Here is a 13,849-nt window from a genome sequence, read left to right as displayed (position 1 = left end):
TTATAACTATTCCGCATACCGCATAGGCGCTAATTGAGAAAATCCGAAGCTGCTGTCTGTGACAAGTTATAAGTTTAGCGATGTTGTCCTAATAAATTTCCGCTATTTTGAGCGTCCTAACGGAGTTAGTAACTTCTTACGATTATTTATTGCTAATTGGAAGTCAGGCTTGAATTGAATCGCTTTGTCATAAGATGCGATCGCCTCTTGGTACTGTTCCAACGCCACTAGCGCATTGCCTCGACCAGTCCAAGCTTCATGGAAGTCAGGCTTGAATTGAATCGCTTTGTCATAAGATGCGATCGCCTCTTGGTACTGTTCCAACGCCACTAGCGCATTGCCTCGGTTCTGCCAAGCTTCATGCTTGTCAGGCTTGAATTGAATCGCTTTGTCATAAGATGCGATCTCCTCATCGTACCGTTGCAACTCCCCTAGCGCCACGCCTCGGTTATACCAAGCTTCTTGGAAGTCAGGCTTGAATTGAATCGCTTTGTCATAGGATGCGATCTCCTCATCATACCGTTGCAACTCCCCTAGCGCCGCGCCTCGGTTATACCAAGCTTCATGGAAGTCAGGCTTGAATTGAATCGCTTTGTCATAGGATGCGATCTCCTCTTGATACTGTTTCAACTCCTCTAGCGCAATGCCTCGACCAGTCCAAGCTTCATGCTTGTCAGGCTTGAATTGAATCGCTTTGTCATAAGATGCGATCGCCTCTTGGTACTGTTCCAACTTCCTTAGCGCAATGCCTCGACCAGTCCAAGCTTCATGCTTGTCAGGCTTGATTTGAATCGCTTTGTCATAGGATGCGATCGCCTCTTGGTACTGTTTCAACTCCCCTAGCGCCACGCCTCGGTTATGCCAAGCTTCATGGTAGTCAGGCTTGATTTGAATTGCTTTGTCATAGTCAATAACAGCTTCTTTGTAGCGTTCGGAGGAAACAAATCATTGCCGCTATTCAACAACTCTTCCGCATTTGTTGTCGCCGCCGCTTCGGCAAGCATCTTGGAAAGATTTACCTTATAGGTATTGCTAGGGATGCCCCATTTAAAAGTATTTTGTGCGTCCCCATCAGCGGAATTTACATTTTGTGCAGACTGCTGTTCTGGCGGCAGATTTCCGTTCGTGAGTTCTGCCTTTTTAACAAGTTCTCTCTCGCTGGGTCCATGAACTGCAATTATCTTCCCTGCTGTATCTACCACCGGCCCCCCACTCATTCCCCCAGCGGTTATAACAGGGTAGGAAATCCCATAGCCATCAGATAGCTTGCCAAGTGCTGACACCGTACCCGGTACAAACTGCTGTGCCGAAGAACCACCAGGAAAACCAGTAATGTAGATGCCGTCTCCCACGTTCACTGTGTCTGAGTCGCCCAATTCAAGGGCTTTATAAGGGCAGTTTTCGCTACCTGGATCGAAGGTGATGAGTGCTAAATCTTGATTGGGGAAGTTTTGAATAGTCGCCGAGTTCCAAAATTTTCTATCGTTGGTTTGCAGCTTCAATTGACTACTGGGTGCCACCACATGACGCGCTGTGAGTACGGTGCAGACTTTCTTTTCTCCCGACACGAAAAAGCCGCTGCCATTTCCTTGTGCGTCTGCGTAGGTAATCAGAACTACACTGTTTCCGACTTGCTTGGCAATCTCTCCAGATGTGAGTTGTTTAGTACAGCCGGACGTTAAGAAAGCGATGAAACCAGAAGCAATCAACCAACGCCAAGACACCATATCCCACCTACAGAACTTAGCTTTTAAGATGTCCGCAGCCTGTAGGCTGGGGTTACACAAACAAAGCCTGACAAAAGCAGGCTTGTCGTATTGTTCTTTATTGTTGTGGCATCAAAAACCTATCTGAGGGTAGAGGAAAGCGATCGCATTTTGCGAATTCAATTTCTGCAACCAAAGTAAAACCCGCGAAGGCGGGTTATCAGAGTCTGCGAAGGCGGACTTTGTTTGTGTAGACGCGGTTTCAACCGCCCAGTGGTTGATAAGCTGGCACATTTTCGGAAAAATGTCAAATCTCATTCAGGAGCGATCACATTCCAGAACTAATCAAAGGTAGCGATCGCATTCCCAATACCTCTGGCATCAGACTTGATCCCCCGCCTGCGGCGACCCCCTTAATAAAGGGGTTTTGAAGAATCTAGCCGCCTTTTAAAGGGAGGTTGGGGGATGTACTGGGAGCGATCGCATTCCATCACTAATCAAAAGTAGCGATCGCATTCCATCACTAATCAAAAGTAGCGATCGCATTCCAAAACTAATCAACAGTAGCGATCGCATCCATAAAAAAGGGTGAGCCTTTGCCCACCCTTGTAACTCTAAGCTAATGCAACAGCAGGTTCAGGCCAACGACCTACAGCTTTACCAATTACAGACATCTCTAGCATCAGGCGGTCGAAACGCTCTGGTGTCAGAGATTGAGGACCGTCAGAAAGCGCTTTCTTCGGGTTGGGGTGGACTTCAATCATCAACGAGTCAGCACCAGCAGCGATAGATGCCATCGCCATCGCAGGCACATACTCAGACTTACCAGTACCGTGACTGGGGTCAATCATAATCGGTAGGTGAGTCAAAGTTCTCAGCACTGGAATTGCCGATAAATCCAGCGTATTCCGTGCATATTGACGGTCAAAGGTGCGGATACCGCGTTCGCACAAAATCACGTTCGGGTTGCCAGCAGCCATAATATACTCCGCCGCCATCAACCAATCTTCAATTGTCGCCGCCATTCCCCGCTTCAGCAGCACAGGCTTTTCTTGCGCCCCTACTTTCTTCAACAGGGAGAAATTTTGCATATTTCTGGCACCAATTTGGATCACGTCGGCAAATTCTGCCACGACATCCAATTCAGGGCTATCCATCAATTCCGTAATAATGCCCAAGCCTGTCGCTTCCCGCGCCGCCGCTAGCAAATTCAAGGCACTTTCACCGTGTCCTTGGAAAGCATAGGGCGAAGTCCGAGGCTTATAAGCACCGCCGCGCAAAAACTGCGCTCCCGCCGCCTTAACTCGACGTGCGGTTTCAATAATCATTTCTTCGTTTTCGACCGAACAAGGACCAGCCACCACTACTAAAGGATGATGTTCGCCAAAAGTGACATTACCGTTAGGTGTTGATACCACAACGTCACTAGCTTCACCGTGACGATAATCGCGGCTTGCCCGTTTAAAGGGCTGCTCAACTCGCAGAACCTGTTCAACCCAAGGGCTAATTTCTTGCATCTGGAGGGGATCTAAGTCAGCCGTCTCACCAACCAGACCTAATACCACCTTATGCTTCCCAACAATTTTTTCTGGTGTCAGTCCCCAAGTGGCGAGTTCAGAGCTAACGCGCTCAATCTCGACCTCTGGAGTGCCAGCTTTCATGACTACAATCATTTTTCCAAATCCATAATTCGGTTGTTTATCTGCCGAATATCTCCTTTTTCAAAAGTCACCAGAGATAATACTTCTCTAGCTTTGCCTAGATAGACCGCCGAGTTTATCTCTCCAGCAAAAAATGAAAATAGCCTGGGGTTCAAACCCCAGGAAAGAGCGAGACCGATGGCAATCGTTCTCTCAAGAACTTATAAGTAAAACTCACCTTTGGACTACTGGTATTTGCGCGGGATTTATGAATCCTTTTGCCCAGCAGAGCGCCATGCTGCTGTCATCCGTCCCCAGTTCGTGGTGAACTCGTTCCAGCCGATTTTACTACCCGGTCTCTCTTCGTCCCAGGAGGCTGAGAGAACCCCGTAACTTAATCCCAGAACGCCCAACCCAAAGAAGCCCATACTCACAAGTACAACTGCGGCGTTGGGCAACTTGAACCAGTGCTGGCTAACCACGACATAACTGACAATAAAAGTCAAAATGCCTAAAGCGCTAGGAATCCCACAAAAAAGAGCCATCCGGCGAGCCATGCGTTTGCTCACCACCTCTGGGACTGCCGAAGATTCGAGCTTTCTTGGAGAAGGCGCTTGACCTTCCGCTTTGGCAGTGCTTAGGGTTGTTGGTTGGTTTTTCGCTGGTTTTTTGCGATTCTTCTTAGCGGGTTCAAACGGTAAGCGATTCCGTTGGGATTCTTCTGAAGACATAAGTTTATCGGCGGTTTAACCGCGAATACCCAGGCGACCAATCAAGGCTTGATAGCGAGGTCTATCTTCCTTTTGCAGGTAGGACAGGAGACGCTTTCTGGTACCAATCATTGTCAACAAACCTCGCCGAGAAGCATGATCCTTCTTGTTGGCTTTGAGGTGAGTGCTGAGACGATTGATGCGTTCTGTCAGCATCGCAATTTGGAGATCCGTCGAGCCAGTATCAGTTTCGTGAACCTGATACTCCGTCATAATTTCGTGTTTACGCTGTTGCGGCAGAGTCATGGATAAAGTCTATTTTTAGAATGCAGCAATCTCTCATATTATCATCTGATTTGGAAATCGGTGATGGATAATCGGGAATTGCGAATCAATTGGGAATTTCCGATGTCTGTGCCTGTGTCTCTATCTGTGCGCCAGACGCGATATAGGTTGTTTCTACAAGTTGCTTGGCGACTTTGTTTGCGGCTCGACGTTCATCTAACCAGCGTTGCAAAATCAAAGCTGCCGCCTTGCGGTCAATTAGAGGCTTATTTTGGGAGAGCGATCGCCTTTCTGTTTTCAGCAGTTCCTCTGCCTCATAGGACGTGAGCCGCTCATCCATATATTCCAGTGGTAACTGGAGAGCCGCTGCCACTCTTGTCGCAAATTTCTGCACCTGCTGCGCCTGAAATCCTAGGGTTCCATCCATCGCATAGGGTAAGCCGACGACCAGAACTTGCACTTGTCGCTCCTCAACCAGGCGTCGCAGTTGCTCGATATCCCGGTCAAAGGAAGTGCGTTCGATCGTAGCGATTCCGGTGGCAATCAATCCAGTGCCATCGCAGCCAGCTACCCCAACCCGCTTTTTACCGACATCCAAACCCAGTGCCGAGATTCTCTCCATTCTCTTCTCCCCGCTCTGTGCGGCTAGCTTTCGTGGCATCAAGGGATTGGGAATTTAGCACGATTCCCCCTTTTGGAGGCAACGCCACAGAGGACGATAAATCCTTCTGCGGTTCTACCTGCGGCTTCTTATGCTTCGACTTCAGCCAAGACATCCGCCCCGGTACTGCTTTGCGAGCGGGTTGGAGACCCTGAAGCATTTCAGCCAACTGTAGCCCTTCTAGGGAAATGGGCTTTGCCTCCCGCAGCTTGTGCCACACAGAACGAGACATCAGGAGCGAGTGGGAGATTCGTTCTGCCCCTAATTGTTCCAAATATTCTTCTCGTTCTGGCTGATAGTCGGCTGAAGCCAGTTGTAAGGACTGGGAAGGGTAATCCTTAGCCATCCGAGCCATTTGGGAAAGTAGCTCCGGATATAACCAAGTGTAGGCTGGGTGTACGGTCAACTCAGCGACATGGGGTTGGGAGCCATCGCGGGACAGAAAAATTTGAAAATAGCCAATTGCTGCCTTGCGCTGCGGTTCAAATACGTAACCACTAACGCTAACTGTCTTGCCAATCCATTGCTTCAAGCTGGTGAGAAACCCGCCAGCGAAGCTAGTTTTGAAGTCATGGATGTGACGGTCATAAACTTGGCGTAGCAGCGGCGGCATTGACACCGTATCGAGTTGGTAGAGTAACTGGGCATCAGCATTGCTGACTGGGAGAAGATTGGGTAAATCCGGTTCGCGCTCTTGCAGTGACGAAAGCAGCTCTGGAGCGATCGCCCAATAAGTCAGCTGAGCCAAAGGTTGAAACCCATTCTGGCGGTAGAGAGCCAGTGTTGCTTTGTTGTTAACATTGACTTCCAACACCCAGGTACGCGCTTCCAAGATTGACTCGAAGCAATAACGTAAAAGCTGCGAGCCAACTTCCGCCGGTACCCCTGTCTCCAAAACTACCTGCTCAACCCGCCAAGTGCTGCGCGTGCGGTTGAACGGTGAAACCTGGATCGTACCGCGAACTTGGTTATCCTGCTCCGCGACATAAACGCAAAAAGTGTGCTGACAAGGATTGGGAAACCAGCTCAAGAACTTCAGCGGGCCAAACCAGGGTCGAATTTGATGAACTTTTCTACCCAGATTGTCCGTTGAGTAAATTTGGTCTCCTGCGTCAAAATCTTCTGCGGCTAGCCGTTCCAGCGCATCTAGATCGCGGTATTGAACGGGACGGATCGCAATTTTGGTTTCTTTAGGCAGAAATGAAGTCATGTTAAGTACATGCGCCATGAAGCCGATAGGGTCGAGCGAGCTGCTCTTGGAGAGCAAGCCCAGCTTAAAAACGCAACCAATAGGTTTTTAGTGAAAAAGCCTTTTAAGTGTTGCTGCCAATATCTTAACTGCTTTCCCCTACTGACCGCCGACCAGGAAGAGCCAAAAGCCGACTGGCGAAGAATTTATTTGATTGTCGTTTTTCCTTCTCTCGAAGTCTGGAGTCCAGCAGCAGCCTTAAACTTCGGAGCATTCCAAAGGTTGATCGAGGTCGTTGTGCTAACGGGTGAATTGGACTTCTGACACGAGATTGGGAGACTTCCAACTAAATTTGGACTCTTAAGCCACGACTAACGACGACAGCCGCATAAGCATGGGGTTATTTGACAAACATTTGTAAACTACTATTAAGAACATACAGAAGTAAGAATTCTGCAATGAAGCAACTTGTCACTGTCGAGCGTTTCTGCCTGATTGGTCATATTGTAACGATGGTTTTTGGACTGGCGGGGCTGGTGCTGGTCGTACCCCATCCTGAAATAATTATGAGTTTAGGGGAGACTGGGCAGACTGCATTCCAGTGGAGTATGGCTTGGGGTGGAGTGGTGAATATCGTCTTGGGAACGGTCGCCGTTGCCATTTATGCCTATAGAAAGTTAGGACTGTGGCACTGGCTGACTTTCATGTTGCCTGCGGTGTGCCTGTCCTTGGGAAGCGAATTGCTGGGAACCAGTACAGGCTTTCCATTTGGGGACTACAGCTACCTGAACGGCTTGGGGTATAAGATTGGTGGACTGGTACCTTTTACCATTCCCTTGTCCTGGTTTTATATGGGATTGGTTTCTTATTTAATTGCCTGCGCGGGTCTAAAAACTCGGCAAAATCCGAGCTTGGTTCGCTATGTAGGCGCGATCGCTGTAGCTGCTATGATGTTCACCTCTTGGGACTTTGCGCTGGAGCCAGCGATGAGTCAAACAATGGTACCTTTTTGGTATTGGGAACAGCCAGGAGCCTTCTTTGGCACACCTTACGGAAACTATGCCGGTTGGTTTGGCACTAGCTCGCTCTTTATCGGTGTGGGAGCAATATTGTGGAGAAAGACGCCAATTTTATTGGATCGTTCTGGGCTAGGTTTCCCGCTCATCATCTATCTAAGTAACTTTGGTTATGCAGCCGGATTGAGCTTGGCAGCTGGGTATTGGATACCCGTCTCCTTGGGCGTTCTGGTCGGTGTCATTCCAACTTTGACCCTCTGGCAAATGGCACAACCCGCAGAGATTCGCGAATCCACAGCGGAAACTCCTGCGAGTTTGAAGCCAGAAATTCCAGTGACTCAAGTCAAAGTGGCGGTGAAGTGAACGTCGATTGGTTAACACTCCAGAGCGCACTATCGCTGCTGCTGCTACTCGTTCAGGCACCAGCAGTAGCGATAGTGCTCTCGCGTCTATTGAAAGGGCCGTCTCGGCGATCGCCTATTCAACCCGACACTGCCACGCCCGAACTCTTAGGTGCTGTGAGTGTCGTGGTTCCGACTTTAAATGAAGCAGAGCGAATTAGCCCAGCGCTGGCTGGGCTAACCCGCCAAAGCTACGAAGTCCGGGAGATTATCGTTGTTGATAGTCGCTCCCAGGATGGAACTCCAGAGTTAGTTAAAGCGGCACAGCAACAAGATCCCCGGTTTCGTTTAATGACGGATGACCCCTTACCGCCTAGTTGGGTAGGGCGTCCTTGGGCTTTACATACCGGATTTTTGCACAGTAGCGAACAGAGCGAGTGGATTTTGGGAATGGACGCCGATACTCAGGCGATTCCCGGATTGGTTGCCGGTTTGCTCAGGACAGCAAAGGAAGAAGGTTATGACCTAATCTCCTTGTCGCCGCAATTTATCTTGAAATATCCAGGCGAGTGGTGGTTGCAACCAGCACTCTTAATGACCCTGCTTTACCGATTCGACCCGGCGGGTACAAATACTCAAGATCCGGAGCGGGTAATGGCGAACGGTCAGTGTTTCCTGTGCCGTCGCTCTGTTTTGGAGGCTGTAGGGGGTTATACCAGCGCCCGAAGTTCTTTTTGTGACGATGTGACCCTTGCCCGCAATATTGCCTCCCGTGGTTTCAAGGTGGGCTTTCTAGATGGAGCCAAGGTTTTGAAGGTAAGGATGTATGAGGGGGCAGCCGAAACTTGGAAAGAGTGGGGGCGATCGCTTGACCTAAAAGACGCTGCTTCCAGGGGTCAGATATGGGGGGACTTGTGGCTGCTATTCGCCGTTCAAGGTTTACCTCTACCCGCGTCCTTGGTTTTACTCACCTGGCTGGTGATGGGAACTTCGACACTCCCAGTGGTGGCTGCTGTCGGGTTAAATTTATTTCTGCTATTAATTCGGTTTGCGTTGCTACTCGCGATCGCGCCATCTTATGAAAGCACAGTGCGATCCCCCAGCTTCAAAGGATCGGAATCAGGCAAACGGGAAAGGAACTTTGACTTTTTACTTTTACCTGTTTACTTTTATCTTTCCCCTCTGGCAGATCCTTTAGCTGTGTTGCGAATTTTTCTGTCTGCTATCCGTACTCCTAAGCAATGGCGCGGTCGGAGTTATGGATAGTTTTGAGTTTTCAAGCAAAGGGGTAATGAGAGTAATGAGTGTTGGATTTTGAGCGATCGGAGAGTTCTTTAATTCAAAACTCAAAACTCACAACTTTTTCCCAATTCCCCAAAACCAAAACTCATTTAAGAATCGAAATTACTGTTAACGGCATCTACCCGTTCTAGCTGCCAAAGAATTTGATTGCCCTCACGGCGAACCCGCGACACAATCCAATTGCGCCATCCCCAGTGGTCTCCGCGACTGGTGACAGCGCTGGCATTGACATCCATCAAGTCAGCTAATTCAGAGCTAGTAATTAGGTAGCCTTTAGCAGCAATTTCGTCAGCCACGTGGAGAGTTTCTATCAGATTACGCAGCTGGGCGACTCTCACCTCACGGGGCAGATTGTCCTGAGAATCAAGAGCAGATGGAGTAGTAGAATCTACCATGACTAGGCCGAGGTTAGGAGGGTCAGAAGATAAGTCACTCGATTGTATCGTTTTGTTATCAATAGAATTAGTGGCGGGTGAAACAATTGACTCTTCTGCTATGGGTTGTTGCAGCGAAGGAGTCTTCCCCGTCGCAAAAGCCCGCGCGATCGCATCGCAGCGCTCATTCCCCTCATTTCCTGCGTGACCCCGGACATATCGCCACTCGATCCGGGGAAGATTGAGTTCATCGAGTATTTCCCAAAGGTCTTGGTTGAGGACGGGTTTCCCTTCTGCCGTCTTCCAACCCTTCTTTTTCCAACCTTTTACCCATTTGGTAACACCGTTTTTCAGGTATTCGCTATCGGTGTAGAGGGTGATGGGTTCTTGTTGTCCGAGGCCGTTCACGAGTTTCAATGCGCCGATTGCGGCTTGCATTTCCATCCGATTATTAGTGGTTGCCGGATCGGCGTCGCCCATTTCATAGACCGAACCATCGGTGAAATAGACAACAACACCCCAGCCTCCAGGACCTGGGTTGCCGACGCAGGCACCATCGGTATAGATACTTTGGATTGTCCGAGTCAAGGGCATGAAAGTGATTTTGCGAGGTTGAATGGTTATTGTACAAAAAACGGGCAGCCCCAAGTGAGGGAAAACTGCCCTGTCAGATTATTCAGAGGGTTGTCCTAAAGATTGCTGGAGTTGCAGAAGGTCTTGTAAAATCTCTTGATGCAACTCTGGAAAATCCGCTTCGGGGAGGCTTGATAGCACCTGTTCGTACTCAATGATGGCTTTTTGGCGCAACGGATTAGGTTCTGGATTAACTTGCGATCGCTCATAGTAAGCATTGCCGATTGCCTGATGCAATCTACCCCAACCTTCTGGGTGAGTGTCTTGAGAAACGTACTTCAACCCTTCCTCATAGCTTGCCAACTGCCCTTCATCACCGCGCTGGTTCAAGGCTGGATTATTTTGAGCAACCTTACTTAAGGAACTCAGTAGAGGGTCCAAATTTGTTGAAAGAAGCGCTGATTTGCCGCGACCGATCCAGGAGTCCCAGTCATCCAGTTTGAGTTGCAAAGCTTGGTCGTAGCTGGCGATCGCTTCCTCATATCGAGCTAAGCGGTGTAGGGTCTCGCCTCTTACCATCCAGACTTCTGAATAGTTGGGTTGGAGTTGCAGCACCCGGTCAAAACTCGCCAGCGCTTCTTCATAGCGGTTCAAGTTTTCCAGCGCTAATCCCCGATTGTAGAAGGCTTCTGGGTCGTTTGCTTTAATTTCTACTGCCTTGTCAAAGCTAGCGATCGCTTCTTCTAAACGGTCTAAGTCTTGGAAAGTATTGCCTTGGTTGTTCCAAGCTTCGTAAAAGTCGGGTTTAATTTCTATCGCCTTGTTAAAGCTAGCGATCGCATTTTGCAACTGTCCTAAATTTTTCTGCATCACGCCTCGGTTGTTCCAGGCGATATAGTTATCCGGGCTAATCGCTAAGCAACGATCGTAACAAGCGATCGCTTCTGACAATTCTCCAGCACTGGCTTGTTGATTGCCTTGATTAAACCAAGCTTCGGCTTCCTCTGCACTCGATGGATTTTCTGCTTCCTCGGCGCTGGATGGATTTGCCGCATTGAATTGATTCATCAATGCCTGCACAATCACTTGTGGATCGGTCGTCTCAATTTGCAGTTGCTCGGAAATTTGCTGAAGTAAACCGCTATCCTGCTGCAACATCACCAACAACTCATCTAGGGTGACTGTTTTGAGTTCACCTTCCTCTCCTTCCTCACTAACCGCAGGGACTTCCTCCTCCGGTGCGTCGAACTCCTCGTATTCAAAGACAGAAGAGACAGGTGGGGGGGTTACTGCTCGTGCCGGAGCATTTCTCGTCAGCAGTTGCATCCCAATATCATAAGAAACTTCCCCGATTTCTCCGCAGCCCACCTGACCAAGCTGCACCATTCGCGCCGCTAACTCATTATTAGGTGCAGGGGAAGCCAATAATCTTTCCCCAAAGCGGTTCAGCCACCCCACCCATAGGGATGATTGACCGCGATCGCCCAGAGACTCAAAAAATCGTAAAACCCGGTCTTGCTGCCAGCCATGCGCGACTCCTTCGAGCAGTTGGCTGTACAAAAATTCATAATCTGTATCCGTCAGGGGTTTAGGGGGTTCCGAGCGAACCGAGGCGGGTGTTGGGTTTCGCCTGCCGCCCGTTCCAAATAAACGCTGAAACCACCTTACCAGCGATCGCCATAGTTGCTTGAGCATTTGCTAGAGTCCCCCCGCCCTTACTTTCTCAGATTTTATCTAACGGGCTTGAACAGTTTACTGGCTATTATGAGCTTTTGATCGGTTAACCGTAATGTTTGCCTTCCAGAAAACCACACCAATTCTCTAAAGACAACCAGAAGGCGATCGCATCCGGTTCGACTAGAGCAACACGTTACACTTTTATCGACACCTCTGTCGCTTGTCTAGCCTGACGAATCCCTGCCGTGACCTACCAACCCCTACATCACAAGTATCGCCCTCAGACGTTCGCGGATTTGGTGGGACAAGAAGCGATCGCCCACACACTCCGCAACGCCATCCGTACCGAACGGATTGCTCCCGCCTATTTATTCACGGGTTCCAGAGGAACGGGCAAAACCTCCAGCGCCCGGATTCTGGCAAAGTCGCTGAACTGTCTTCAGAATAGTCAGCCGACAGAACAACCTTGTGGCGTTTGTCCTGTTTGCCAAGGCATCGCCAAAGGTTCAGCACTGGACGTGATTGAAATCGACGCCGCTAGCAACACCGGCGTGGACAATATCCGGGAAATCATCGAACGCGCCCAATATGCCCCCGTTCAGTGCCGCTACAAAGTGTATGTGATTGACGAAGTTCATAGTCTCAGTTCAGCTGCGTTCAATGCCTTGCTGAAGACGCTAGAGGAGCCACCCAAGCACGTTGTCTTTGTCCTGGCGACCACCGATCCGCAGCGAGTGTTACCGACAATTATTTCTCGCTGTCAACGCTTTGATTTTCGCCGCATTCCCTTAGAGGCGATGGTGGAGCATCTGAGAAAAATTGCCCAGTTGGAAAATATCAACATTACTTCCGAGGCGATTACCTTGGTGTCTCAAGTGGCGCAGGGAGGCTTGCGAGATGCGGAAAGCCTGCTCGACCAGCTCAGCCTATTATCCGGTCAAGTGACGGTAGAGGCGGTCTGGGATTTAGTGGGAGCGGTGCCAGAACGAGATTTAATGGAGTTGTTGAAGGCGATCGCGCATTCCGATCCCGAAGCGGTTCTGGAAAAAGCTCGTCACCTCATGGACAGGGGGAGAGAACCGCTGATTGTCCTCCAAAATCTTGCCGGTTTCTACCGGGATTTACTCATTGCCAAAACTGCCCCCAAACGCCCGGATTTAGTCGCCGTGACCGCGCCCACTTGGACTCATCTGTGCGAATTTGCGGATCTGGACATCCCGACCATTTTGCAGGGGCAAAAGCACCTGAAGGACAGCGAAGTTCAAATTAGAAATACGACTCAGCCGCGCCTGTGGTTAGAAGTGACGCTATTGGGATTGCTGCCAATCGCGAATAGCGGTCAGCAGACACAGGCGGTGGGCAGTGTTAATCTGACTCGCCCCCGTGTCGAGAGGCAAGAGGCAAGAGGCGATCGGGGATCGTCCACGCCCAACACTCAACACTCAACACCTGCCCAACCCGCTACGCCAGTCGTTGACACCCCTCCCCCCAATGTTTCGCCGATTCAGCAGGAAGCACCACCAGAGCCGCCCTCAGCGGCACCACCGCCACCAGAAAAGCGAGAATCGACCGAAACCCCTGCGCCAGTTTCTCAGCCTGCGGAGGGTCCGGATCGAGGAGTCGAACTCGATCGAGTTTGGCAACAGGTGATCGATCGCGTCCAGCTATTTGGGACGCAAGAATTTTTGCGTCAACGATGTCGCTTACTAAACTTTAATGGTCGGGAAGCAATCCTGAGTGTCAGTTCAACGGGTTTGTTAAAGTTAGCCCAGACAAAACTGCCAGATGTGGAAGCAGCGTTTTCAAAAACCTTTCAATCTAAGGTAAAAGTTAGCTTTCAAGTTGCCGGAGGGACTGAGGTGAAGTCGAATAGTGCCTCAAAGCCGCCAAACTCTGAAAAGTCTGTGGGAACATCGCCCAGTCAAAATTCCGTAGGAGCGATCGCGTCTGGGACACCGGCTCCTCAATCACCGCCCGTACAGCCTTCCGGGGAAGTCAAGAAAGAGAATGGCGCTAGCAACTACTTAGCACCCGCTTCAACCAGTCCGCTGCCGTCTAAGATGGCACCGCAGACGAAGCATGAGTTTAAAAACGGCAGTTCTACAGCTTCGCGGACTCCAGCAGCGACAGCCCAACCCCCCGCACCGCCAGATGTAGAGTGGGACGATGAAGTCGCGATCGCTGCCAAACGCCTCGCGGACTTTTTCAAAGGGGAAATTGTCAAGCTGGCTGACGAGCGAGAGGAAAATTTAGAGACTTTAGATTTAGAGTCTCTTTCCGAACCGATGCCGACACGCTTGCCACTCGCAGAGATGATCGAGCCTGCCGATGAGCTACTCAATGAGTGGCAAGAGGATGATGATGTAGGGTTTTAG

The 13,849-nt window shown here is 49.9% G+C and carries 13 protein-coding genes; 3 read left to right on the top strand and 10 right to left on the bottom strand.

The annotated features are described in order from the left end of the window. Positions 1-102: 102 nt before the first annotated feature. The 8 genes from NDI44_RS09980 to NDI44_RS09945 form a co-directional block, all read right to left on the bottom strand. Positions 103-894 (bottom strand): tetratricopeptide repeat protein, encoded by a 792-nt coding sequence (locus NDI44_RS09980; RefSeq protein WP_339380825.1) that lies wholly within the window; start codon positions 892-894, stop codon positions 103-105. Next, the gene (locus NDI44_RS09975) at positions 840-1,727 is read right to left on the bottom strand and encodes a serine protease (RefSeq protein ID WP_190415345.1); all 888 of its coding nucleotides are present in this window, start codon (positions 1,725-1,727) and stop codon (positions 840-842) included. Before NDI44_RS09975 ends, NDI44_RS09980 begins: the two co-directional genes overlap by 55 nt. Before the next feature lie 426 nt (positions 1,728-2,153). Then, positions 2,154-2,282 (bottom strand): hypothetical protein, encoded by a 129-nt coding sequence (locus tag NDI44_RS09970; protein WP_277877672.1) that lies wholly within the window; start codon positions 2,280-2,282, stop codon positions 2,154-2,156. Positions 2,283-2,320: 38 nt separating this feature from the next. Then, positions 2,321-3,379, bottom strand: a complete 1,059-nt coding sequence (aroF, locus tag NDI44_RS09965; protein ID WP_190415343.1) for a 3-deoxy-7-phosphoheptulonate synthase — start codon at positions 3,377-3,379, stop codon at positions 2,321-2,323. A gap of 233 nt (positions 3,380-3,612) precedes the next feature. Then, positions 3,613-4,077, bottom strand: a complete 465-nt coding sequence (locus NDI44_RS09960) for a PAM68 family protein (RefSeq protein ID WP_190415341.1) — start codon at positions 4,075-4,077, stop codon at positions 3,613-3,615. A 15-nt stretch (positions 4,078-4,092) separates the two neighbouring features. Continuing rightward, positions 4,093-4,362: a 30S ribosomal protein S15 gene (gene rpsO, locus NDI44_RS09955; RefSeq protein WP_190415339.1), complete on the bottom strand. Its 270-nt coding sequence runs from the start codon at positions 4,360-4,362 to the stop codon at positions 4,093-4,095. A gap of 85 nt (positions 4,363-4,447) precedes the next feature. Beyond that, positions 4,448-4,963, bottom strand: a complete 516-nt coding sequence (gene ruvX / locus NDI44_RS09950) for a Holliday junction resolvase RuvX (protein ID WP_242037179.1) — start codon at positions 4,961-4,963, stop codon at positions 4,448-4,450. Then, complete coding sequence (locus NDI44_RS09945) at positions 4,926-6,212, bottom strand: GNAT family N-acetyltransferase (RefSeq protein ID WP_190674147.1); 1,287 nt, start codon at positions 6,210-6,212, stop codon at positions 4,926-4,928. Before NDI44_RS09945 ends, ruvX begins: the two co-directional genes overlap by 38 nt. A gap of 437 nt (positions 6,213-6,649) precedes the next feature. Here NDI44_RS09945 and cruF point away from each other — a divergent pair, with 437 nt between their 5' ends. Then, positions 6,650-7,570 carry a gamma-carotene 1'-hydroxylase CruF gene (cruF, locus tag NDI44_RS09940; RefSeq protein ID WP_190415331.1) on the top strand — a complete coding sequence of 307 codons (921 nt, stop codon included), beginning with the start codon at positions 6,650-6,652 and terminating at the stop codon, positions 7,568-7,570. After that, positions 7,567-8,814 carry a 2'-O-glycosyltransferase CruG gene (gene cruG / locus NDI44_RS09935; RefSeq protein WP_190415329.1) on the top strand — a complete coding sequence of 416 codons (1,248 nt, stop codon included), beginning with the start codon at positions 7,567-7,569 and terminating at the stop codon, positions 8,812-8,814. The genes cruF and cruG overlap by 4 nt, the downstream gene beginning before the upstream one ends. A gap of 125 nt (positions 8,815-8,939) precedes the next feature. Here cruG and rnhA read toward each other — a convergent pair whose 3' ends face one another. Further along, on the bottom strand, positions 8,940-9,818 hold the full coding sequence (rnhA, locus tag NDI44_RS09930) for a ribonuclease HI (RefSeq protein ID WP_190415328.1): 879 nt from the start codon (positions 9,816-9,818) through the stop codon (positions 8,940-8,942). 78 nt (positions 9,819-9,896) lie between these two features. Continuing rightward, positions 9,897-11,492, bottom strand: coding sequence for a tetratricopeptide repeat protein (locus NDI44_RS09925; protein ID WP_190415326.1), 1,596 nt, complete (start codon positions 11,490-11,492; stop codon positions 9,897-9,899). Between the two features lie 227 nt (positions 11,493-11,719). On the opposite strand from NDI44_RS09925, the gene NDI44_RS09920 reads away from it, so the two are divergent. Beyond that, the gene (locus NDI44_RS09920) at positions 11,720-13,849 is read left to right on the top strand and encodes a DNA polymerase III subunit gamma/tau (protein ID WP_190415323.1); all 2,130 of its coding nucleotides are present in this window, start codon (positions 11,720-11,722) and stop codon (positions 13,847-13,849) included.

It is taken from the genome of Trichocoleus sp. DQ-A3 (assembly GCF_039961975.1).
GTDB lineage: Bacteria > Cyanobacteriota > Cyanobacteriia > Cyanobacteriales > FACHB-T130 > FACHB-T130.
This window is presented reverse-complemented; position numbering and strand designations above follow the sequence as displayed.